This is a genomic window from Paenibacillus sp. W2I17 (assembly GCF_030815985.1).
In the GTDB taxonomy this organism is placed as follows: domain Bacteria; phylum Bacillota; class Bacilli; order Paenibacillales; family Paenibacillaceae; genus Paenibacillus.
The window spans coordinates 6800178-6822324 of record NZ_JAUSXM010000001.1 but is presented as its reverse complement, the minus strand read 5'-3'; the positions used below and the strand labels follow the sequence as shown (position 1 = coordinate 6822324).

21 protein-coding genes and 3 tRNA genes are annotated in these 22147 nt (G+C 46.8%); 3 read left to right on the top strand and 21 right to left on the bottom strand.

The window, feature by feature from the left end:
• Positions 1-49 precede the first annotated feature (49 nt).
• Both QF041_RS30335 and QF041_RS30330 read right to left on the bottom strand, forming a co-directional pair.
• Positions 50-135 (bottom strand) — tRNA-Leu (locus QF041_RS30335).
• A gap of 234 nt (positions 136-369) precedes the next feature.
• Positions 370-819, bottom strand: coding sequence for a general stress protein (locus QF041_RS30330; RefSeq protein ID WP_124116048.1), 450 nt, complete (start codon positions 817-819; stop codon positions 370-372).
• Positions 820-1026: 207 nt separating this feature from the next.
• Here QF041_RS30330 and QF041_RS30325 point away from each other — a divergent pair, with 207 nt between their 5' ends.
• Entirely contained in the window at positions 1027-1251 is a 225-nt protein-coding gene (locus QF041_RS30325; RefSeq protein ID WP_017687353.1) for a hypothetical protein, read from the top strand.
• A gap of 194 nt (positions 1252-1445) precedes the next feature.
• Here the strand turns inward: QF041_RS30325 and QF041_RS30320 are convergent, their stop codons facing one another.
• Together QF041_RS30320 and QF041_RS30315 are read right to left on the bottom strand one after the other, a co-directional pair.
• On the bottom strand, positions 1446-1928 hold the full coding sequence (locus tag QF041_RS30320) for a NucA/NucB deoxyribonuclease domain-containing protein (RefSeq protein WP_307416764.1): 483 nt from the start codon (positions 1926-1928) through the stop codon (positions 1446-1448).
• Positions 1929-2037: 109 nt separating this feature from the next.
• Positions 2038-3186, bottom strand: coding sequence for a sensor histidine kinase (locus QF041_RS30315; RefSeq protein WP_307416763.1), 1149 nt, complete (start codon positions 3184-3186; stop codon positions 2038-2040).
• Between the two features lie 313 nt (positions 3187-3499).
• On the opposite strand from QF041_RS30315, the gene QF041_RS30310 reads away from it, so the two are divergent.
• Together QF041_RS30310 and QF041_RS30305 are read left to right on the top strand one after the other, a co-directional pair.
• Positions 3500-3688: a DUF6199 family natural product biosynthesis protein gene (locus QF041_RS30310; RefSeq protein WP_051447369.1), complete on the top strand. Its 189-nt coding sequence runs from the start codon at positions 3500-3502 to the stop codon at positions 3686-3688.
• A 140-nt stretch (positions 3689-3828) separates the two neighbouring features.
• The gene (locus QF041_RS30305) at positions 3829-5052 is read left to right on the top strand and encodes an MFS transporter (RefSeq protein ID WP_307416762.1); all 1224 of its coding nucleotides are present in this window, start codon (positions 3829-3831) and stop codon (positions 5050-5052) included.
• A 41-nt stretch (positions 5053-5093) separates the two neighbouring features.
• Here the strand turns inward: QF041_RS30305 and QF041_RS30300 are convergent, their stop codons facing one another.
• The 17 genes from QF041_RS30300 to carB all read right to left on the bottom strand — a co-directional run bounded on the left by QF041_RS30300 (position 5094) and on the right by carB (position 22147).
• The gene (locus tag QF041_RS30300; protein ID WP_017687348.1) at positions 5094-5423 is read right to left on the bottom strand and encodes a DUF1904 family protein; all 330 of its coding nucleotides are present in this window, start codon (positions 5421-5423) and stop codon (positions 5094-5096) included.
• A gap of 159 nt (positions 5424-5582) precedes the next feature.
• Complete coding sequence (locus QF041_RS30295) at positions 5583-5705, bottom strand: sporulation protein YjcZ (protein ID WP_083679583.1); 123 nt, start codon at positions 5703-5705, stop codon at positions 5583-5585.
• 116 nt (positions 5706-5821) lie between these two features.
• Positions 5822-6496: a carbon-nitrogen hydrolase family protein gene (locus tag QF041_RS30290; RefSeq protein WP_307416761.1), complete on the bottom strand. Its 675-nt coding sequence runs from the start codon at positions 6494-6496 to the stop codon at positions 5822-5824.
• 176 nt (positions 6497-6672) lie between these two features.
• Entirely contained in the window at positions 6673-6840 is a 168-nt protein-coding gene (locus tag QF041_RS30285) for a hypothetical protein (RefSeq protein WP_307416760.1), read from the bottom strand.
• Between the two features lie 141 nt (positions 6841-6981).
• The gene (locus QF041_RS30280) at positions 6982-8538 is read right to left on the bottom strand and encodes a tetratricopeptide repeat protein (protein WP_307416759.1); all 1557 of its coding nucleotides are present in this window, start codon (positions 8536-8538) and stop codon (positions 6982-6984) included.
• A gap of 177 nt (positions 8539-8715) precedes the next feature.
• Complete coding sequence (locus tag QF041_RS30275) at positions 8716-9138, bottom strand: hypothetical protein (RefSeq protein ID WP_307416758.1); 423 nt, start codon at positions 9136-9138, stop codon at positions 8716-8718.
• 183 nt (positions 9139-9321) lie between these two features.
• Positions 9322-9395, bottom strand: a tRNA-Ile gene (locus tag QF041_RS30270).
• A 56-nt stretch (positions 9396-9451) separates the two neighbouring features.
• Positions 9452-9525, bottom strand: a tRNA-Met gene (locus tag QF041_RS30265).
• A gap of 71 nt (positions 9526-9596) precedes the next feature.
• Positions 9597-9788 (bottom strand): hypothetical protein, encoded by a 192-nt coding sequence (locus QF041_RS30260; protein WP_047843730.1) that lies wholly within the window; start codon positions 9786-9788, stop codon positions 9597-9599.
• A 106-nt stretch (positions 9789-9894) separates the two neighbouring features.
• Positions 9895-11346: an ABC transporter substrate-binding protein gene (locus tag QF041_RS30255; protein WP_307416757.1), complete on the bottom strand. Its 1452-nt coding sequence runs from the start codon at positions 11344-11346 to the stop codon at positions 9895-9897.
• A gap of 21 nt (positions 11347-11367) precedes the next feature.
• Positions 11368-12231, bottom strand: a complete 864-nt coding sequence (locus QF041_RS30250; protein ID WP_307416756.1) for an ABC transporter ATP-binding protein — start codon at positions 12229-12231, stop codon at positions 11368-11370.
• Between the two features lie 2 nt (positions 12232-12233).
• On the bottom strand, positions 12234-15155 hold the full coding sequence (locus tag QF041_RS30245) for an ABC transporter permease (RefSeq protein WP_307416755.1): 2922 nt from the start codon (positions 15153-15155) through the stop codon (positions 12234-12236).
• Entirely contained in the window at positions 15155-16264 is a 1110-nt protein-coding gene (locus QF041_RS30240; protein ID WP_307416754.1) for an efflux RND transporter periplasmic adaptor subunit, read from the bottom strand. The genes QF041_RS30245 and QF041_RS30240 overlap by 1 nt, the downstream gene beginning before the upstream one ends.
• Positions 16227-17174: an ABC transporter ATP-binding protein gene (locus QF041_RS30235; RefSeq protein ID WP_307416753.1), complete on the bottom strand. Its 948-nt coding sequence runs from the start codon at positions 17172-17174 to the stop codon at positions 16227-16229. The genes QF041_RS30240 and QF041_RS30235 overlap by 38 nt, the downstream gene beginning before the upstream one ends.
• A 272-nt stretch (positions 17175-17446) precedes the next feature.
• Positions 17447-18088 carry an orotate phosphoribosyltransferase gene (gene pyrE / locus QF041_RS30230; RefSeq protein ID WP_036674850.1) on the bottom strand — a complete coding sequence of 214 codons (642 nt, stop codon included), beginning with the start codon at positions 18086-18088 and terminating at the stop codon, positions 17447-17449.
• The gene (gene pyrF / locus QF041_RS30225; RefSeq protein ID WP_272907465.1) at positions 18085-18825 is read right to left on the bottom strand and encodes an orotidine-5'-phosphate decarboxylase; all 741 of its coding nucleotides are present in this window, start codon (positions 18823-18825) and stop codon (positions 18085-18087) included. Before pyrF ends, pyrE begins: the two co-directional genes overlap by 4 nt.
• 103 nt (positions 18826-18928) lie before the next feature.
• A complete protein-coding gene (gene carB, locus QF041_RS30220) occupies positions 18929-22147 on the bottom strand; it encodes a carbamoyl-phosphate synthase large subunit (protein WP_047843734.1) in 3219 nt (1072 codons plus the stop codon).

Below are 22147 nucleotides of genomic sequence, written 5' to 3'. Positions count from 1 at the left end.
GATCGCATGCAGCTTGGTTAACAAGCGTCATACGATCTTTTCTTTAAGATGCCGAGGACCGGGATCGAACCGGTACGGTAGTCACCTACCGCAGGATTTTAAGTCCTGTGCGTCTGCCAATTCCGCCACCCCGGCATGGATATTATTTCTTGGCGACAAGAAATATCTTACCATGAACTAATTAACTTTGCAACACTTTTATTAAAAATAATAAAAAAATGAAACAGGCACTGCAAGCGTCAGCTCACAGTGCCTAGAAAGTCCGAGTTGCGGTCCCGGACTTCCGGTAAACCAATCTATATTAAGGGAGGTGTGAGATAAGAATACCTCCCCAACATTAAAGAAACCTAAAATCAGCCTTAAATTAAACTAAAAAAGTAAAATAGGTCGAACACGAGCCGCTTCTTCCTCACTGCACTCCACGATAACCAAGATATGGTCCTTTAACAGCCAATCTTCGTAATACCGCGCATCCTCCTCCGAGATCCCCGCTTCAGTCAGTGTAAGCACCAAATCATCGGTCTCACTCCCAATCTCATTACCAGCGAGTCTGCGCACTGCATTTCCGATCGACATCGTCTGATCCATTCGCTTCCCCAGACCAGCCAATATGCCTTTCAGAGCGCCAAAGGCACCATCTGTTCCGGCACCCTTCAAAGGTTTGGGCAGCCCCGTCTTTTCGCTCACCAGCTCCAGATTAAGCTGCTCCTTCGCCACCGCCCCCAAATATTTATCCTTGATGCCTTCCTCTTTCACCTGATTCAGCATCAATATAGCCTCGTTCTCGGTACGGGCCAGCCCAATAATCAATTGTGTCATTCCGTTCCCCTCCTTTTACCCTAATATAACCCCGTAATCCCCATTCAAAAACGGATCGTCCACAGCTAAGACAAATCACCTAGAAGAATGTTGATTTCTCTTCTGGAAATCTATACCTAGTTCTGATAGACTAGATAAAGAAGACAAATTAACCATTGAAAACATTGACATATGGATTTAACATCTCATAATCAGGAGCAATGACTTATGAAAAAAGAGGTAGAAATTGCCATCCGGCGCAAGCAACAGATCATGGTTCGTAATACAAGCGGTCAGACGGTAACCGGATTTCCCGAGCGTACCGCTGATACATCCATTCTCTCCTTACGTACGGTTCACGGCAGTCTGTGGATACCGTTTGATGAGGTGGAACATGTTACGCGTCTGTTAAGCATCCGGTCTCATCATTTAAGCGGAATGCAACTCGTTTAGTCGGCTCTGTAATCCTAGAAACTCCAGTTCCCGTATAGATACGTTAACTAGATCTATTTATGCCAGCACTTTATACCAAAAAACCAGACGCATGCACGTCTGGTTCTTCTCTTCTACTTATCCTGTACCACGCTGCCACTGACCTCACAACAAAGGCCTTACAATCCTTATTTCTGCCCAACCATATCCTGTTGTTACTTCACTACAAACTTCACTCGTGTTCCATCCGGATATGTACTTAACTGATTCCCTACCCATGAACCTGCACCACGATTATCTTTCGGGGTAATGTACTGGATATCTGCACCTGTTCCTCCCTCAGCACACATCGCCATGGGCCACTCGTCACGATCCTTACCTTTTTTGACTGGAACACCCTTAAGTGATAAATCCCGATTGCCTTCCGCTCCATTACGATCAATGGTGCATACATCCGAATGCCCTGCCTTGATAGCCGCTTTAATATGGTTGGCCGTTTCGGGATAACGCTCTGAAGGGAACGTAATGGTATGGTCAACACTCTTATTAGTCCCAGCGAATGGATTAGGTATCTCCTCGGGCCATTCTCCCCCAGCCCAGGCGTAGAGGGCTACCAGCAGCATCGCTACCAGCGTCAGAACCTGCTTTTTGAAACCTTGCTTGCCTTTGCGTTTACTTCTTGTGCGTCTCTTACTCATGCTGTGTCTCCCCCATTCAACACTTGCATTATAACAGAACGCCCGTTCGTAAAACAATCCAATAAAATAAAAAAACAGCCGAGACCACCCGGCTGTCCTGCTTGATTAATTATCCTACATTGGGAATGGCCTGTTGGCGCAGCAAGGGCAGTGTCACCTCAAACTGTGTACCTTTCCCCTCTGTACTCTCCACCGAAATCTGACCATTCATCAGTTCCAGCAGTTCTTTGCAGATGGTCAGACCAAGACCACTTCCGCCAAATCGGCGCGCATGGGAGATGTCGGTCTGGGTAAATGCATCAAACAATTGTTCGATCTGATGCTGAGGAATGCCAATTCCCGTATCACGTACAGAGAATACCAATACAACGGTATCCATCAGCTGTTGCCTCACATCCACCTGTAACTGCACTTCACCTTGTTCTGTGAACTTAATTGCATTACTCAGCAAATTATCCAGTACCTGCCGAAGTCTTAGCGGATCACCGATAAGCACATCAGGAATATTCAGATCAGCATGACAGAGCAGACGTATGTGTTTATTCTGTGCCGCAGGTTCATGTGTCTTCACAATCTGTTGGATCAGCTTCAACGGCTGAAATTCAATGTTTTCAACATCCATTTTGCCTCTGCCCAGTTTCGCCATATCCAGGCTATTGTTAATGATGTTAAGGAGCGCCTCACCTGATTGACGTGCTAGCTCCAGATATTCTTTCTGCTCATCCGTAGTTTCACCCATACTGGCAAGTTCAATCATGCCCATAATGCCGTTAAGCGGGGTACGAAGCTCGTGATTCAGCTTGCCGATGAATTCCAATTGCCCTCTGCTGTTCATCTCAGCCATGGAAGTTGCAAACTTCAACTGCTGTTCGGCATACTTCCGTTCTGAAATATCGTATTGAATGCCTACAAAATATAAACACTCTCCGGATTCATTAAAGATCGGATCAATATTCAGTTCGTTCCAGAACTTCTGACCACTTTTTGTATAATTTAAAATATCAATCTTAATGGATTGTTGTTTCTTTAATGCATCACGAATCTGCATTACCGTTTCGGGGTCTGTATCCTGCCCTTGCAAAAATCGGCAATTGTGTCCGACAGACTCTTCATACGTGTATCCTGTCAGTTGGGTAAAGTGTTCGTTTACATACATGAGCGGAAGCTCAGGCAAGGTAGCATCGACCACCGTCACGGAGGATTTCACTTTCGAGATGATAAATTCCCATTGTAATGAGAGTTGATTATGTTGGCTCATGCCTTCCTCCTTCATCTCACACACATTAATGTTTATATATTCTGCAATCGTACATTATAAGGAGAGAAAACTAACCAAACGGAATGTGTTGATATTAAATCAATATATTTTAATTGTAACACAGTTATTCAAGTCATGTGGTTCTTGGGTAATAGTTGATAACTAACATTACACAATAACCTAACTACTCATCAGGAGGAACATACATGAAATTTCTGTTAATTATCATCATTATCATTTTGATTGTAGTCTTTTTTACCAGACGCAAACGTTAAGATGAGATCCGTTATGTAAGCGAGAAAGGAAGATGGGTATGAGAACCCTCTTTTTTATATTCATGGTACTCTGTATCATCAATCTCTGTTTCCCAAAATTCGGCTGGTATCTGCGTTATGGCTGGATTTCCCGGGGTGAAGCCGAACCCAGCAGGCCTTATATGACTATGGTCAGAACGACCAGCCTGCTGATGTTGCTTATCGCCTTTACACTCGCTATGGCATGAACTATAGGCATTAGAAGATGACTGCCCTGTTGGGCAGTTTTTTTGTGGTGAAATGACGGGAAAATGATAACTTTGTTTGTGGTGCAATGATGACAATGCCCGTAATATAGATATATCGTTTCGGAAAGGACAACATTGGCATGAACATTGCATTTTATCCGTACTGGGCCGCCAAAACGCTGCTCTCGCTTATTAATGTCATATATATCATGGTCATTACTACGTTTATATACGGTCTCACTGGATCGGTACTTTCAGCTGCAATGTTTCCACTTATTCAGATCATTGCACGCATAATGGCTGGTTTCACTTTGCCATTACTTGTGAACCGTTTCCCATTCTCCAGACTATTGATCAGCATTTCTATAGCCAAAACATTAATCATGACCTGTATAGCCATTTCGTTGAATCACTTGATTTCACAACTTCCGCTTCTATTTCTCGGAGTGATCATACTATCCTTCTTGGACGGATGGGAAACTCCGTTACTGAAGACTTTAACGCCACGATTGGTTCAAGGTGAAGACCTTATAAAAGCAAATAGCCTGCTATCTTTCTCCAATCAGACTGTAACCATTGTCGGTTACGCCATGACGGGATTTGCCGTGATGAACTGGGGGGCGTCACAGACCTTCTGGGCAGCTACAAGCCTGTCCTGGGCCGTTCTGATCTTCATGATTGCTATGGGCTCGCTCACACGGAATGTAGAACAACCCCAGAAATCTGCTGTATCGCGGAATGTATTGAGGGAAGGTTGGAGTATATTTTGGAACAATCCATCATTACGACTGATTACGCTTATGGACATTGCCCAGGCTCTTGCAGGTTCCATCTGGATCGGAGCTGTTACGCTGGCCTTTGCAAAAGAAGCTCTGGGACGAGGAGAAGGTTGGTGGGGACTCATGAACTCGAGTTACGCTGCTGGAACCATGCTTGGAGGTATTCTGGCTCTTGCACTGGCCAAACGTATTCAGAAGCATCTAATCGCTAGTATGACCATAGGTTCTCTTCTCTTCAGCCTGCTGACCGTCGTTTATGGTCTAAACAACCTGCCATGGCTCGCTCTGGTGTTATGCATACTCATGGGTCCAATTCATCAGATTCGTGATGTGGCTCAGCAGACAGCGCTTCAGAACAGTGTACCTGTCGAATCCCTAACCAAGGTATACGCCACTCATGGCGTCTTGATATCCACGGTTATGAGTGTATCCATAGTTATCTTTGGTCTAGTCGCCGATCAACTGGGCGTTCGATGGGTATACCTTATCGGTGGAGCCTTGTTTATTGTATCTGCGATATGCTCATTATCGTTGAGCAGGGTTCACAGGAACCATACCATTGCTAAACATACGAAAAATATGTAAATCAAAAGAGACGAGCAACATTCTGCTCGTCCCTCACAATCTCAATCCAATCGATAATCTGTCAGCGGCCTGCCTTTTTTATAATACAAAGTAGGTGACAATATATTGAAGAAAATATGCACATCCGGCATGTATGCTTCTTCCAAAATAGCTTGCACCGACGATGCAATCCGATTATGAATCTCCTGGTCACGTTGAAACATCAGAATCTCTATAGAAGCCGGAGAAGGTGTTAGCGCTTGTACATCATGACGCTCTGCCTTCATTCTCTCCCTTGGAATATGAGTAATTAGGGCCATCTGCTCTGTAATTTGGGGTACAACTTCCTCTAGCTGAGGACCTGTGAATCCTTTAAAGCGAATAAACGGCATTGCTATCCCTTCAATCTCTGTTAATAGTCTCTTATGTGATTTTAAGCACATTGTTTTCAGTTGTCAAATGTCATGGATGGCATATGTTGCTTCTTATAAACTGGAAAAGCCCCGCTGAAGTCTCAGCGGAGCCACTGTTTGCACGTTTCTACACGTGACTTACAGCCAGAAAGATTTTGTGATGATCACGAGCAGGATGAAAAGCACGAGAATTGCACTTGTGGAAGTCCATCCGCCGCCGAATCCACCAACATTGCCACAACCGTATCCAACTTGACTCATTTGATTGGCCTCCTTTGAATTTCAAGGTATGCCATAACATATGCGTATTCCGCGCAAGTGACCGGGCGATTCGGCAAGTTCATCAGCCCATTCATCTGGTATTCATGCCTGGTAACTTAACCAGATGGGTCGATGGAGATTCTCAGTTGTTTTTCTTGTGACTCCTGAGGTGAAGGGGCTGTATTTCCTCTGTCCAGAAGGATTGTACGAGTACGTGTATCACTTCGGGATGCCAGAACAACCTCTCCAGCAGGTGTTATACAGTAGGCGATCGGAATGGAGATCTCGCTATCACGGTACGAACCATCCGCATGGCTAGTCCCCATGACAATACATTGATGCTTCAAGGCGATCTGCCGAGCCTCTTCGACCCACTCACTGTACTGCTCTTCACTGAACATCCCCACACCAATGGAATGCATCACAATGTCCACATTTCCTATATTCTCGTTGCGAAATCCTTGCAGGACCAGCTCATCACACAACAAAGTGCTTATTACCCAACCCTGTTCCTCAACCGTCTCAGCAGGTGTATATTTTGCTTTCTCCAATACAATCTCTCCAGCCTTACTGATCATAACCGATCGGTCCTTTGGACGTTCGTCCAGTCTGCGATGACCTGATACAATCATGGTCCCATATTCAGCCGCTAACCTGCAAGCTTCCTCAACATTCTGGTTCAGATAACCTTCAGGAAAAAACAATATATCCGCATCAGGGTGTTGCTTGAGTTCGGCTTCAAGCTGCAACAAATCCTGTTCCAACCTCGGTTGTCCAATGATAGTTTTCATCTGGTATCCCCCATTCATAAATAAAAGCCGGTTCATACCTGAATAAGGTACGAAACCGGCTTAAAGGTTGTACGGACAGAACAGAACTCCTGCTCACCGTACTTCGCTTCAAGAGTAATTGTTTCTCATGTTATTGCTCGACGACACAATTACCTTTACAGTTGAATGATATGTAGTTAGGCATTTCTACGTTCAATACTATCATATATAGCCTGCCCATCATAGCTTCGATCTGTAGCGATATCCTTAGCGAATAGAGCGCTGTCTGCATTTCCAGATAAGATACTCAGGGCCCCCAGCACCCAAGCAAGTGGATATAATGCAACGGATAACATTTTCTTCATAGCTCTGTCTCCTTTATGTACTATAGAAATAATTGGTTGAATATCCCATTAATACGATGAAGTTCAATTAAAGGTTTCAATTTCTATATAAACATTACCAATTACATCCTGCATACAGGAGACAAACTACAATTGTTCCGTTCAGATCAACTCGAAACTCTGGAGCAACGCTGCCGCCTCTTCATGATCAGGTTCCAGAGCTAGTACCTTTCGGGTATATGATAGGGTTTCTTCTTCCAGTTCAAGTTCATAACAGCACACAGCCAAATCGTATAAGACGGCTGGATTATGGTTACTCGGATCTGCAACCAACGATATCTCCAGAAACCGTTTTGCATCCTCATACATATACATCTCATATAATAACTGCCCTGCCAGAAAAGCCAGACCTCCTTGCTGCTCCATAATATAGTAGGACGACCACATCGTATGAATTCCTGACTGAATATCGAGCATTTCCTCATCACTTGCATCAGGAAGAAGACTGGAAATGTGCGTCGCACTGTGGATCAAGAACTCCGCATCATACCCGCCCAGACGCCAAAATGGTAAAATATGCTTCAACTCCATACTTTCTATTCGAGAGTCTACCCATTGTTTCATGCTGAAAAAGTCATCTGGTCCAAAACGTTCAACAAATCGATGGTAGGCCAGACGTGTGTTCACATAACTAATGGGTTCTTCAACCATCAACATGCATCCAACATTCAGATCTTTATAATGATGTGTTGTGAATCGTGTATGGGCACCCTGTTGTTCCAAGACATATTGAATGGCATGGTAGTTAGCCGTTAGAGAAAAACTCCCGTGAAGAACAAATTCAGGTGGCTCTGCGAACTTCCAGTTATCCAGGCGATGATCCCCTTTATCAGCGGTAATCAACACATAACCTGACTGTGACAGCTTGTTCAACCTTTCGAGACAGGATAACCCGATTGCAGGGAACAGAATGTGCGAATCCTCCAGTTCCTCTTTGTACAATGTGATAAGCTCCTGATACGGATAGTTATCCGCACTGTATTCCGGCGCTCGGCGATACTCATAACTCAGCGTCATGTTCTTCAGCATCTCAGCAGGCTCAAGATCAAGACGACGATCCGGAGATTGTACAAGCAGATCACACTCATAGATCCCGCCATCCCCAATGTAGATTAATTCCTGTGGAATGCTGTCAAAAAAGTAATTAGCAATCAACAACAACGGTTGTTCCAGATCACCGGGCCGAATAACCGTACCTGCAACGGCCAGATTCAATTCTGTATCCGCTACAGCGTCAAAACGTGCAAAATCCACTATACCTTGTTGAATAAAGGATTGCATGGATGGATGCTCCTGCCAACCCAGCACATTCTCCGCTACGAGATCCGTCATCACATATCTGAAAGGCGGTAACTGTATTCCAGCAAATTCCTTTAACTCAAGCAGTTTCAGGAGAACTTGGTGTGCCAAACGCCCTACACCCGCTCCAAGTTCAAGAATGGTTACGGTCTCGCTGATCTTTCCTTTGTTCGAGAGGTCCTGAAGAAAGCCAAAGATCATCTCTGCATACGCCGTGGCAATCATCGGATTACTGGTAATATATTGAGGGACTTGGTTCTCTGTCCAAGCTTGTAGCCCCTTCTGTTCATAATAAGCTCTCTGCCAATCCCAGACCGGTGCTTCACTGTAACGAAAACGTTGACTTTCATTTGACGTCATTAAACGGAAACCTGCTTTCTATCGCTAATTTCATAAGTTTTCTCAGATGTTCATGTACTATTTTATGTCTAATACCATTCAATCTCTGTAATGCATTATATCATAGAACACTACCTACTCGATGAAGTTCAGTTTTCCCCTTCAACAGGAAAAAAACCTGCTTTTGAGGGCAGGTCCTTAGTCGGAATACAGGGCTCCATCAAAGTTCTCAGGGCCTACACGGATCGTACCGAGCAAGTTGGAACTGATAAATGCAGTGTACGTCAATTGAGGCGTGATAGGCGGATTGAAGTCATCTGCAGAGAACGTAATAATCTGTGGTGCAAGGACACTTAAGCTAAACGTAGATGTTGCGGAATAAATCACAGGGTCCGTAGCCAAAGTTCCCCTAACAATTGCGATGGTTATACCAACGAGTGCCAAAGGAAGTTGCACAGACACCGTTCCTTTGAATTGTACCCGTGGGTTTGCCCCTGCTCCTGCTGTTTGCAGACCAATCTGACCGAATAATTGTGGTGTGTTAATAACCAGGATTGGTATTGCAATAGAGTTAGCCAAACTCGCATTCTGAGATGTTCTTGCATCAAGAAATTGACTCATGAAATCTACCTCCTATGGGTTGGAATAGGATAGTATATGCGAGATTTGGTAGATGGCATGGACATACAATGAGATTCGAAAAAAAGGGCATTCTAGAAAGACACCATTAACAAGATACCTTCTACTCCAGAGCCTTACATGCAGACAGAAAAAAACCCTTGCTAGGCAAGGGTTTTAAGAGTATGGGCCCTACAGGACTCGAACCTGTGACCAATCGGTTATGAGCCGACCGCTCTAACCAACTGAGCTAAGGGCCCTAGACATAATGTATAACGTGCAGATGATGGCTGTGAATCATCCAAGTGAAACTAAATTGCGGGGGCAGGATTTGAACCTGCGGCCTTCGGGTTATGAGCCCGACGAGCTACCGGGCTGCTCCACCCCGCGTCAGTAAGAAATATTAAAACAGCGACTTAATTAATATACACCATTCTATCCTAATAAGTCAAGGGGTAATGTCAGGGAATAAAACGTACACCGTAACGTCCTTTACGTGATCGATAAACTTCTACTTCCGCTGGTTCATTATGACCATAAATCCATCCATCCTGCTCCATACGTTTGGCCAGACATCCTGCCTGAAATTTGGTTGCATACAATTTGCTGAAATATACCCAGTGCATACCGCTCGTCCTTTCCGGAGTCGTCATTTATTCCTGCTTTTTGTAGAATGCCCCATTTTCATAAAAATAGCCGCCAAAGATTAAAATCTTCAGCGGCTATCCTTAACTTATGTTATGACTACTTCGTCAAATCTCATTGGAACGTAGCTTTAGGATCCTTTTTCAATTTCTCCAGCATCTCGTTTCCTTTAGCTGCCCACTCACCAAGCGCTTCTTTTGGTGTCTTTTTGTTCTCCAGTACTTGGTTGAAATATTCCATACCTTTTTCATTGACTTGCCATAAGCCCGGGGATTTTTGATACATTTTATCCAGATTGGTATTGGTTGGCGGAATCGGCTTCAGCGCATAGAATGCTTGAATGTTATAATCCAGGCCGTCTTTGGGCTTAATGAAGCTCTTCCGTGATACCATCTCATAGCTGCTACGTGCTTTGATCTTAGCCCAGTCCTCACTGTTCATGTACTTGATCAGTTCCCATGCATCATCCGGGTTCTGAGCCGCACTATTAATCGCCATGAGGTTGCTCAGGTAGATGCTACCTCCAATTTCAGGAGCTTCCGGGTGAACTGGAGGTGTTACCACATCCCAATCCACTTTCGTAAAGTCTTTCATTTTATCCGCATTTTTATTAGCATCAATTAATTGATTAATATAGCTGTAATCGCCAATAACCATGGCTGACTTGCCACTCAGGAATAGGTCACCCTGTACTGGATCATAACGCCCACTCGGATCCTGATCCTGTGGTTCGTCGCCTTTAGGAATAACTTTGTCAATCGCAAGTTTGCTTATGGTGCTCCACACTTTCTCCCATTGAGGAGAATCTACTGTCATCTTCTCTGCTTTGTCATCAAACGTCTTCAGCTGCAACGAGCTGTAGTACTGCTGCATGGAGTAGTACGGCGAACCACCCTGATATGTCGTGAAGGAGAAACCAAATACATGATCTTTACCTTCACCTTTCGTTAGACGGGTACCCAAATTGAAAATATCATCCCATGTCATGTTGTCCGTTGGCGGTTCCACGCCTGCTTTTTCAAACATACCCTTGTTATAGAACAAAGCCGATGAGGAGAACGTTGGTGTCAATGCATAAATGCTCTGATCCCCAAGGTCCTTAATTCCCTCCAGTACACTAGGCACGATATCACTGGTATCAAACTTATCTTCCTGCATCAGTGGGTCCAGCTGTTTCACCAGATTCTCCTGAATTAATGATTTCACTGTGGCGGTATCGGCCACGATAACGTCAACCGGGTTATCCCCAGTCATAATCTTCTTCAGACTCTCCATCGTATCCGGAACTTCCGGCTGTTCTTCCGTGTTGCCATACCCATACATACTGCTCTGATCAACAGCAGCTACAATTTCGATGGTTACATTGGGATGTGTCAATTCAAAAGCATCGGTAAATTGCTGACGGAAGTAACTGTCATCCTGTCCTCCCCACAACGTAGCCACACGTAATACACGCTGCTCCGTATCCTTGGCCTCACTTGCCGTACAGCCGGCAATCAGCGGCAGTGCCAGCGTCGCAGTAGCGATGACAGCCAGCACACGTTTTCCCCATAACCTGTTCTTCATCTTCCAATTCCCCCTCATTAATTATCTTGGCGGTGTAATAACAATACGTTCACCGTCAAATTCCAATGTAGCCCGGTTATCAATGGATAAGGCCTCCAGATACTCTTTTGGCACCTGAAGCCGACCTGCACGGTCTATAATGACAAATGCTTCGTGAATGTCCGGCATACCCGCTTCGGACAAGTTATGCTCTTCATCCAAATTAGGGTTGCGCTTCACAAACTCGGTACTGGTCAAGCCATCCCGAATCGCAACGATCCGGTCTACCTTGCCAGCAAGTGTCAAGTCATGGGTAACGATGACAATCGTGACGCCGAGTTCCTTGTTCATTCTTCGGAAAATGCCCATGATTGTATCACATGTCTCGGAATCGACCGAACCGGTAGGTTCATCTGCAAGCAGAATTTTGGGACGATTGGATAATGAGATCGCAATCGCTACCCGTTGTTGCTCTCCTCCTGACAATTGATGCAATTTGTTATGCATCCGATCCTTAAGGCCTACCCACTCGAGCAACTGTTTCGCGTAAGCACGATCACGCTTGCCTCCCAGAATCATGGGAGTCTCCACATTTTCCAGTGCAGTGAGATAAGGCAGCAAGTTACGACCGTTATTTTGCCAGATAAAACCTACCGTATGACGTTTGTATTCGACCAATTGGGCATCTGTCATCTTGAGCAAATCCCAGTCTCCCACAACGGCCGTACCAGCCGTAGGACGATCAAGCCCGCCCAGAATATTCAGCAGTGTGGATTTACCGCTACCGCTGTTACCGATGATGGCCATCATTTCACCTTGATTGACAGTCAGGTTGAGACCCTGAAGAGCAACGACTTCCACATCGCTGGATTTAAAAATTTTGACAAGTCCTTCGCATTGGATCACGTTTACCTCTCCTCTCCCATTTTGACTGCCTGGTGAACCCGCAATCTGCGAATCTGCCAGAGCAACATTGTTGCACCAATGACCAGCATCACCACGGTGACCCCATACAGTTGCAACATATCCTGCTGTTCAAACACAATTCGGAACGGAGGTACCTGAGCAGATACATTATCCGTCGTTTGCAGGAATGGCAGGAATAAACGACTGGATACCTGACCAATCCCAATACCTAGCAGGATCGATAGCCCCGCTGTGAACACCTGCTCCAGCAGCAGCATACCGCTCAGTTGAGCCCGGGATAACCCCATGGCCCGTAATACACCAAACTGCACAACACGTCCGGACAAGTTGAAGAACCAGTACAGGACGTATCCGATCAACGAGATAATAACCGATACCAGGAATCCAAGGCTCAGTATCCCGAATACGCCACCTCGTGACGGATGTTTACCCTGAGATACTAATTCGGTGCGGACGTCACGCACCGAAGATAACTCGATACCTTCTGCTGCAAGTTTCTCCATTAACGGAGCCACTTTGGCATCCTGTTCCATTTTCAGCCATACCTCATAAGGAATCAAAGGCACCTGATCATAGATATAATCCAGATTCGCCACGAAGAATGGCATCTGATCCGGATACTGGGCTGGCCAATAAGGAATGATCCCGAACACGACGAATTCAATCGCCTGTCCCTGTACACCCATAGAGACGAGGTCTCCGGTTTTCAACTTAAATTTGTCAGCAAATTTGGAAGAGATCAATACAGCCCCTTCATATTTTCCAAGCAAGTCAAGGTACTTGTAAGGATGTGCCGGGAACAGATCGTTGCGGAACCATGCCACTTGAGCAAAGTCTACATTATCAATTCCGACCAGCATCCCCTGTCCGCCCGATTTACCAGAGACGATAATGTTGCCTTTGGTCTGCAGCACTCGTGCTGCATGTTCAACCCCGTCTAATCTGCGGAACACTTCGAATGGAGGTTCGGAGTAGATGACTTTGGATGGCTGCGAAGAACCGCCGCCACCACCTGGAGCACCTCCACCGCCATTACCTCCGCCGGAACCACCACCAGCAGAACCTCCTCCTCCATTGCCACCACCTTGTTGACCTCCACCCGTACCGCCGTTCTGTCCGGAACCACCGGGTTTAACCTCAGGTGTTCCTTCCCACACAGTCTGCATAATCACATCAGAACCATAACGGTACAAGGTACGCTCAGTGGAATTCAGATCAATCGTCCGAGCCGCAGCCGAGTTGTACACCCCAAGTCCCAGTGTCAATACAAGAAGGATCATCAGCGGATAATAAGAAGATGAAGAACGCGATAACTGCGTTAATGTCAGATACAGCGGGACCGGGAGAAATTTGCGACCGATCAGCTGAATAAGCTTCAATATCCACGGGAACAAGCGCAGGAAGAATAGTCCAAGCGCAAAGATCGCGAGTGCGGGTACAAAGAATAGAAACGGCTGTACCTGCAACTGATCGGTTGTCATTCCGGTCTGGAAGGTCAACATCTGACGTTCATAGAACAGGTAGTATCCATATCCAGCCAGGCCCAGCAACACAACGTCCAGGAACCAGCGTTGCCATACTGGAGCACGGTCTGTCCGTGCTTGCCGCCGTTTGGCAGATACAATGGTTGCCCGTGCATAGGTTATTGCAGGGATAAGTGATGCGATGATCGCAACAAGGACCGCTGCTACGCCCAGGAGGATAGCTTCTTTTGATACACCGATCGGAATAGACTTCCGATCTACGAACGAGAGAAAGCCACTTGCTGAACCGATACTTTTGGCCATAAACCAACCAAGCAACGGCCCAATAACCAGTGCAATAGCGCCCAGAAATATGCCTTCAAGCAGGTAGAGAGAGAAGATCTGCCGAGCTGAAGCTCCACGGCTGCGCAATACCGCAATATCACTCTCTTGCTTTTGTAATGACTGTCTGGCATTCATCGCAATAAAATAAAAGACCATCGCAATCATCGGTGCTGCCAAGGTAAACAACATCGTCTGCAGTTGCAGACTCTGACTGCGGAACTGCTTAAGCAGATCACCAAAGGTGATGTCCACTTTTGTATCTTTCAGCCGCTGGTACAGATCGATATCCAGCCTTTCCAGCATGGAAGTCAGACCTGATAACTGGCTGGTTTGAATTTCTTTCAGATCAAAGGCATAATACCAGCGTGAATTCTGAAGTGGAATCCCTTTTTCCTTCAGTAAAACATCATTAAATACCGATTCATCCACATATAGTCCATTCATCATGCCGTCAAATCCTTGTACCCAGTAAGGGCTGTTCGGATCATCTGCCTTGAAGGACCCCGTAATCTTCACACGTAACGTGATATCAAGACCGCTATACACCGGATATTCCAGAATGTCACCGATATGCAGGTCGTTACGGTACATACCCTCTTCCAACATGACTGCCTCGATCGTGTCATCTTTGACCTGGTTTCCAGGTTTCACCCCGGCAGAGTAATTCACCTGTGCATCCAGCCCACTCATCGTACCCAGACTCATACTGCGCGCCCTGCTGGCATCCACTTTGGTTGGATCTTCAGGGCTCACCTCTGTGCTGCGAATAGACCTTGAATTCACATACGTATGAAAAGGAAACCCGATGTCGCGAGGAACATCCTCACGAATATAACGATCTACTTCATCCAGACCCCGTGTGTCTGTCTTCACGCCACCGGGTGCCTGATAACTCATAAGCAACGAACCGGCTGGCAACCCTTCACTGTTATCCTGCAGCGTTTGCGCGACGACCCGTTTCAACGCACCATCGGCATACATTGGAATACTGACGGTGAACGCTACCGCCACAATCAATCCGATCAGTGTGCTGAAGGTCATCCAGCGCGTGTTCCACATTTTGCGGAACAGCAGCCGAAGCAATGGCAGCCCCATTAGCGTCCCACTACTTTCTGACCTACGGTCAGACCTTTCAGAATCTCGACATCTGTCGATGTCTGCTGTCCAACTTCAACGTCCACTTCACGCTTGCTGCCATCACTCTCCACGACTTGTACATACGTTCTTGAACCGATGGAGCGTAAAGCGGATACAGGAATCACAATCGCGTTCTCGGTACGCTGCGTTACAATTGAGACCGATAGTGGTGTGCCACGTTCGACGCCTTTTGGCATTTTTGCAAGTGTAACGATGACATACTTATCCAGCGTTTCCTTGGTTGGAGGCGTACCGCCTTCCCCCGTCCCTTCGCCACTGCCGCTTCCCGATGCTTCCGCGATAGGCATGACTTTAATTTTGCCAGCGACTTTTCCAGCTCCATTAATATCTACTTCTGCCTTCATACCAGCGGAGAACTTCTCCAGATCTTCCTTGGCAAAGGTAGCTGCCACAACCAGATTGGATGTATCCGCAATCGTAGCAATCGGATCATACGCTTTCACGGCTGCACCCTTCTCTACCTGCACAGCAATAACTGTGCCACCAAACGGAGCTGTCAACGTGGCTTTGCCCAGTTGTTCCTCCAGATCAGCGAGTTCCTGGCGTAGTTCTTCAAACGCAATCGTTGATTCTTCGAACTCTACCGGGTCCATCTCATCCTTCTTGCGGAGTGTTTCCTTCATTTGAACTTCGGATTTGCGAATAGCCAGTTTCTTGCCACGGATCTCCTTCTCTACACTCTCCACATCGAGGACAGCAAGAAGTTGACCCTTTTTCACTTTATCCCCTGGTTTAACATTTAACTCTTTGACATGCATGCCATCAAGCGTGAAGTACACCTTCTCTTCCCGCTGACTCATCATCTTACCGCTGCCACTTACTTTTTTCTCCAACGTTTCCGTCCGGACTTCATATTCCGGTTTCTTGGAGATCGTTGGTGGTGTGATAGGCGGAAGCACTTCTTCCTCTGTTTCTGACGGCAGCAATGAGCAGCCGGACATCGTTGCAACCATTATTGCACCAAGTACAACAAGTGCTGCGCGTTTCCCCCTCTTCGGAGCGGCCCCTTTACTTGATAAATCTGCCGTCCGCCATTTCATAAACATGGTCCGCAACCTCCAAAATTGTAGGATCGTGTGTAGTCATACATATTGTTACTTGTTCTACTTCAATAATATTGCGGAATACGGCCATGACCTGAGCGCCCATCTTGGAATCCAGTTCCGCTGTAGGCTCATCCGCAAGCAACAATCTGGGTCTATGGGCAATCGCCTTGGCTATAGCCACCCGCTGTTGCTCTCCCCCGGACATCTCGAAAGGTCGGTGCTTCACCCGTTTGGATAGTCCAACCAGATCCAGACAGTGACCAACCCTGTCCTTCCATTCCGCTCGCGGAACGTCCGCCATGCGCAGCGACAGTTCTACATTTTCCCAAGCAGATAATAAGGGCATGAGTGCATATGCCTGAAAAATAAAACCGATCTCTTTGCGCCGCAAAGCGGTCCGCCGCCGGTCTCCCCAATCCTGAAGAGGCTGGCCAGAGAACAGAATGTCTCCACTTGAAGGCTGATCCAGTCCACCGAGCATATTCAGCAGTGTTGTTTTGCCTGAGCCCGATCGCCCCTTCAGCATGACCAGTTGTTGCGGATTCACTTCCATATCAATGCCTTTGAGCACATGGATAATGCGACTGCCTGTCTGGAAACTGCGATGCACGTTACGCACCTCCAGTACAGGTCCATCATATGGAGGCAACATATCCTTCTTTGGTTTGATCTTCTTCTGGGGTTCATCAACGGTGGTGACAGTAGCTGCAGTCAATTCATCCGAAGCGATTTCACTTTCAGATAAAGATACTTCACTTGTCGGGTGCGCTGGTTCACTTATGTATGTATTTTCTCCCGACTCCGTCAATGCCTCCAACGGTGTTTCCCCCTGTTGATGTTCATCGCCTGACTGGCTTTTGGCAGGTCTTTTTCTGAGAAATAAATTCTTCATGCCAGCAATCACGCTCATCCTTTCTTGATATCCCGATCATTTCTTCAAAAAACCTAAAATTAGAAATCTGTTCCAACCTACACTGAATTATAAACGACCGATCCCAACTAAAAGTTACAAGCTTTTTACAACGGTAGAGTGAAAAAGTTAATATTTTGATGAACAAACAAAAAAAGCACCCCAAAGTACGGGATGCCTCTAGCATATTCGATGGTTTTGCCGCTATGACGGCAATCATTACAATTTTGATACCGTTCAATCTTGAACATTTTTTCGAGTTATCAATGATATTATTTACCAAATGAAGAAGGATCTTCACGCCAAGATTTGAGCAATTCAAAGTCACTCTCCTGAATCGTTCCCTGAGCCAAAGCCACATCCATCAGCGCGGTGTAATTGGACAACGTCTGAAGTGGAATTCCAGCATCTTCAAATGCTTTAACACCTTTATCCAGCTGATAGCTGAAGATCGCAAGAACGGCGAGAGGGGTTGCACCTGCTACACGTACGGCTTCGGCTGCTTTGATCGAGCTTCCACCTGTGGAGATCAGATCTTCGATGACAACTACTTTCTGTCCTTCGGTAATCAGACCTTCGATCAGGTTCTCCTTGCCGTGTCCTTTCGCTTTATCACGAATGTAGGCCATCGGCAGATTCAGCTTCTGGGCCACCCAGGCAGCATGCGGGATACCTGCTGTTGCCGTACCTGCAATGACTTCTGCATCCGGGTATTGGTTCCGAATAATCGTTGCAAAGGCTTCAGCGATATCATTACGAATCTCGGGATAGGACATCGTTAAACGGTTATCGCAGTATATTGGTGATTTGATGCCGGATGTCCATGTAAATGGCTGCTGCGGACGTAACGCCACGGCTTTAATTTTCAACAGTTGGGAAGCAATATGATTCGGAATCTCATTCAGTTCGATCATGCGTTCAACATCTCCTTCAAAATGGTTTCTGCCGCTTCACGCGGATTGGGAGCGCCTGTAATGGGTCTGCCTACAACAATGTAATGACTGCCTCTGGCGATGGCTTCACCTGGCGTCAAGACGCGTGTCTGATCTCCCAGACCGCTACCCGCTGGACGAATTCCTGGTGTAACGGTATGAAAAGCACTGCCACACGCTGCCCGAATTGCGGGCACTTCCAGTGGAGAAGCAACAACCCCATCGAGTCCGGCCTCTTGGGCTAGTCCTGCATAACGGACCACAGCAGCTTCCACACTTCCCGGGATGCCAATCTCGTTATTCATCGTTTCCAGACTTGTACTGGTCAGTTGGGTGACTGCAATGATCTCGGGCTTGCTAAGGGAAGGATCGGCAGCGATTGCTGCCTCAGCACCTTCACGTGCAGCACGCATCATGAGGGCTCCACCCGCTGCATGTACATTGAACATGTCTACCCCAAGACGTGTGATACTCTCAGCACCGCCACGAACGGTGTTGGGAATGTCATGCATTTTCACATCCAGAAAAACGGAGTAACCTTTGGATTTCAGCTCCCGAATAAAGTCCGGTCCTGCTGCGTAGAACAGCTGCATGCCCACCTTCAGATAACAGGGAATGCCTTCAAGAGCTTGTACCAATGCTTTCGCTTCTTCCGCTCCAGGATAATCCAGTGCCACCATCAGACGGCCAGCCATTTCATTGAAACTCGCTTGATTCATCACCAGCGCTCCCCTCCACTTGCTCATTTTTTCCGTTTTTGCCCGATATAAAGGACATCCCGCCAGCCCGCAGGCTGACTGATGTCCTTCATCAGAGAGTTATTTATTTTACAAAGACAGGCATTGCTTCCGAAGAGAAGTTGATCGTTTGCAGCATGATCAGCAGCGCACGAATCGTATCCAATGAAGTCATACATACAATGCCGTTCTCTACCGCTTCACGACGGATACGGAATCCATCACGTTGCGGTGTTTTGCCTTTGGTGAGTGTGTTGAAGACAAAGTTTGCTTCGCCGCTACGAATCATATCCAGAATGTTCGGCGAACCTTCACTTAATTTGTTCACAGTCGTTACCGGAATGTTCGCTGCTTCAAGCGCAGCTGCTGTTCCGCCGGTCGCCATGATTTTGTAACCCAGTCTGTAGAAACCTTCGAGCAAAGGAACCGCTTCGTCCTTGTCTTTGTCTGCTACAGTCACAACAATCGCTCCGGTTGCCGGGATTTTCATTCCTGCGCCGATGAGGCCTTTGAACAACGCTTTAGCGTAATTCGGGTCACGGCCCATAACCTCACCTGTAGACTTCATCTCAGGTCCGAGGGTTGGTTCTACACGACGCAGCTTCGCGAAGGAGAAGACCGGAACTTTGACAGATACATGATCCGATTCAGGCCACAGTCCATCAACATAGCCAAGATCTTTCAGTTTCACACCCAGAATGGCTTGTGTTGCCAAGTTCGCCATCGGAATGTTGGTTACTTTGCTCAGGAATGGTACGGTACGGGATGAACGCGGGTTCACCTCGATAATGTACACTTGGCCATCATGGATAACAAACTGGATGTTGACCAAACCTACTGTTTTCAGTTCTTTCGCAATTTTGATTGTAATCTCTACAATTTTCTCTTTCAAATCCTGGGACAGATGTTGAGGAGGATATACCGCGATGGAGTCACCAGAGTGAACCCCTGCACGCTCGATATGTTCCATGATTCCCGGAATCAATACCGTTTCACCATCACAGATGGCGTCAACCTCAACTTCTTTCCCCATCATATAACGGTCGATCAGGACCGGATGCTCCGGATTGATTTTAACCGCCTGTTCCATGTATGTCAGCAATTCAGCATCGGAGTATACAATCTCCATCGCACGACCGCCGAGTACGTAGGAAGGACGAACCAGTACCGGGTAGCCCAGACTTTGAGCTGTTTCTACTGCATCATCAACCGAAATGACCGTTTTACCTTTTGGCTGTGCAATCTCCAGACGGGAGAGCAGACGTTCGAACTTCTTGCGATCCTCCGCCTCATCGATGCTTTCCAGATCCGTTCCGAGAATGGTTACACCTGCATTACGCAGTGGTGCTGCCAGGTTGATGGCCGTTTGACCACCGAACTGTACGATAACCCCTACTGGTTTCTCCTGTTCAATCACGTTCATGACATCTTCGAAGAAGAGCGGTTCAAAGTACAGGCGATCCGATGTATTAAAGTCCGTAGACACCGTCTCCGGGTTATTGTTGATAATGACTGCTTCATAGCCTGCTTTTTGTAATGCCCATACTGCGTGTACAGTAGAGTAGTCGAACTCGATCCCTTGACCGATCCGGATTGGTCCTGAACCCAGTACCACAACTTTTTTCTTGTCTGAAGGGATTACTTCATTTTCTGTCTCGTAAGTTGAGTAGTAATATGGCGTTGTTGCTTCAAACTCAGCCGCACATGTATCTACCATTTTGTACACTGGGCGCAGGTTCTCTGCTTCCCGACGAGTTCTAACTTCCGCTTCAGTTGTTAATGTGCCTCCTGGTTGACCTTGCGCACGCAGTTCAGCAATGGCACGGTCTGTGAATCCAAGGCGTTTCGCTTGATACAGAATGTCGGAAGACAATTCGGATTCTTCGCGAATGCGATCTTCGAATGCGATCAGACCTTCGATTTTGTCCAGGAACCACCAGTCAATCTTGGTCAGATCCTGTAGCTGTTGCAGCGTATAACCTCTGCGGAATGCTTCGGCAATCAGGAAGATACGCTCATCATCTGCTTTGATCAGACGCTCGTTCAGCGTAGCTTCGTCCAGCGTTTCGGCATCCTTCAGGTAGAGGCGATGTACGCCAATTTCCAGGGAACGAACGGCTTTGTGAATCGACTCTTCGAATGTCCGGCCAATAGCCATCACTTCGCCTGTTGCTTTCATCTGAGTTCCCAGTTTACGGTTCGCCGAGATGAACTTGTCGAACGGCCAGCGTGGGATTTTGCTCACGATATAATCCAGCGTAGGCTCGAAGCAAGCATACGTTTGGCCTGTTACCGGGTTCACGATTTCATCCAACGTGTAACCCATGGCAATTTTGGCAGCCATTTTTGCAATCGGATAACCCGTTGCTTTGGAAGCCAGAGCTGATGAACGGCTTACCCGTGGGTTTACTTCGATAACATAGTATTGGAAGCTGTGTGGGTCCAGTGCAAACTGTACGTTACATCCACCCTCGATGTTCAGGGCACGGATGATTTTCAGGGAAGCTGAACGCAGCATTTGATATTCACGGTCCGACAGAGTTTGGCTTGGTGCTACGACGATACTGTCGCCTGTATGAACACCTACCGGGTCAAAGTTTTCCATGTTGCAGACAACGATACAGTTATCGTTTTTGTCCCGCATCACTTCATACTCGACTTCTTTCATACCTGCAATGCTCTTCTCGACCAGACATTGCCCAATCGGGCTGTAACGAATTCCCGCTGCCACCGTCTCGCGCAGCTCTTCTTCGTTAGCACAGATTCCGCCGCCTGTTCCGCCCAGTGTATAGGCTGGACGCACGATGATTGGATAACCAATCTCATTTGCAAATTCAAGTGATTCTTCAAGTGTCGTTACGATTACACTCTCTGGTACAGGTTGTTCCAATTCACGCATCAGATCACGGAACAGATCACGATCTTCCGCTTTCTCGATGGATGTCAGCTGTGTTCCGAGCAATTTCACATTTTCACGTTCCAGCACGCCTGCACGAGCCAGCTCAACAGCCATGTTCAGACCTGTTTGACCACCCAGTGTTGGCAACAAGCCATCTGGACGCTCTTGACGAATGATTTGGGTTACAAAATCCAGTGTGATAGGCTCGATGTATACTTTGTCAGCCATGTTTGTATCCGTCATAATGGTCGCCGGGTTGCTGTTGATAAGTACAACTTCCACGCCTTCTTCTTTCAGAGCCTGGCAAGCTTGTGTACCGGCATAGTCGAACTCGGCCGCTTGACCGATGACGATTGGACCGGAACCAATCACCAGGATTTTTTTGAGATCTTTGTTAATCGGCAT

Coding starts and splice junctions, on each gene's coding strand:
- QF041_RS30245 (WP_307416755.1), bottom strand. CDS start 15,155: ATGGGGCTGCCATTGCTTCGGCTGCTGTTCCGCAAAATGTGGAACACG.
- QF041_RS30330 (WP_124116048.1), bottom strand. CDS start 819: ATGACACAATTGATTATTGGGCTGGCCCGTACCGAGAACGAGGCTATA.
- QF041_RS30325 (WP_017687353.1), top strand. CDS start 1,027: ATGAAAAAAGAGGTAGAAATTGCCATCCGGCGCAAGCAACAGATCATG.
- QF041_RS30295 (WP_083679583.1), bottom strand. CDS start 5,705: ATGAGTCAAGTTGGATACGGTTGTGGCAATGTTGGTGGATTCGGCGGC.
- QF041_RS30235 (WP_307416753.1), bottom strand. CDS start 17,174: ATGAGCGTGATTGCTGGCATGAAGAATTTATTTCTCAGAAAAAGACCT.
- QF041_RS30240 (WP_307416754.1), bottom strand. CDS start 16,264: ATGTTTATGAAATGGCGGACGGCAGATTTATCAAGTAAAGGGGCCGCT.
- QF041_RS30285 (WP_307416760.1), bottom strand. CDS start 6,840: ATGAAGAAAATGTTATCCGTTGCATTATATCCACTTGCTTGGGTGCTG.
- pyrE (WP_036674850.1), bottom strand. CDS start 18,088: ATGATCGAACTGAATGAGATTCCGAATCATATTGCTTCCCAACTGTTG.
- carB (WP_047843734.1), bottom strand. CDS start 22,147: ATGCCGATTAACAAAGATCTCAAAAAAATCCTGGTGATTGGTTCCGGT.
- QF041_RS30305 (WP_307416762.1), top strand. CDS start 3,829: ATGAACATTGCATTTTATCCGTACTGGGCCGCCAAAACGCTGCTCTCG.
- pyrF (WP_272907465.1), bottom strand. CDS start 18,825: ATGAATCAAGCGAGTTTCAATGAAATGGCTGGCCGTCTGATGGTGGCA.
- QF041_RS30300 (WP_017687348.1), bottom strand. CDS start 5,423: ATGCCGTTTATTCGCTTTAAAGGATTCACAGGTCCTCAGCTAGAGGAA.
- QF041_RS30290 (WP_307416761.1), bottom strand. CDS start 6,496: ATGAAAACTATCATTGGACAACCGAGGTTGGAACAGGATTTGTTGCAG.
- QF041_RS30320 (WP_307416764.1), bottom strand. CDS start 1,928: ATGAGTAAGAGACGCACAAGAAGTAAACGCAAAGGCAAGCAAGGTTTC.
- QF041_RS30260 (WP_047843730.1), bottom strand. CDS start 9,788: ATGACGACTCCGGAAAGGACGAGCGGTATGCACTGGGTATATTTCAGC.
- QF041_RS30310 (WP_051447369.1), top strand. CDS start 3,500: ATGAGAACCCTCTTTTTTATATTCATGGTACTCTGTATCATCAATCTC.
- QF041_RS30255 (WP_307416757.1), bottom strand. CDS start 11,346: ATGAAGAACAGGTTATGGGGAAAACGTGTGCTGGCTGTCATCGCTACT.
- QF041_RS30275 (WP_307416758.1), bottom strand. CDS start 9,138: ATGAGTCAATTTCTTGATGCAAGAACATCTCAGAATGCGAGTTTGGCT.
- QF041_RS30315 (WP_307416763.1), bottom strand. CDS start 3,186: ATGAGCCAACATAATCAACTCTCATTACAATGGGAATTTATCATCTCG.
- QF041_RS30280 (WP_307416759.1), bottom strand. CDS start 8,538: ATGACGTCAAATGAAAGTCAACGTTTTCGTTACAGTGAAGCACCGGTC.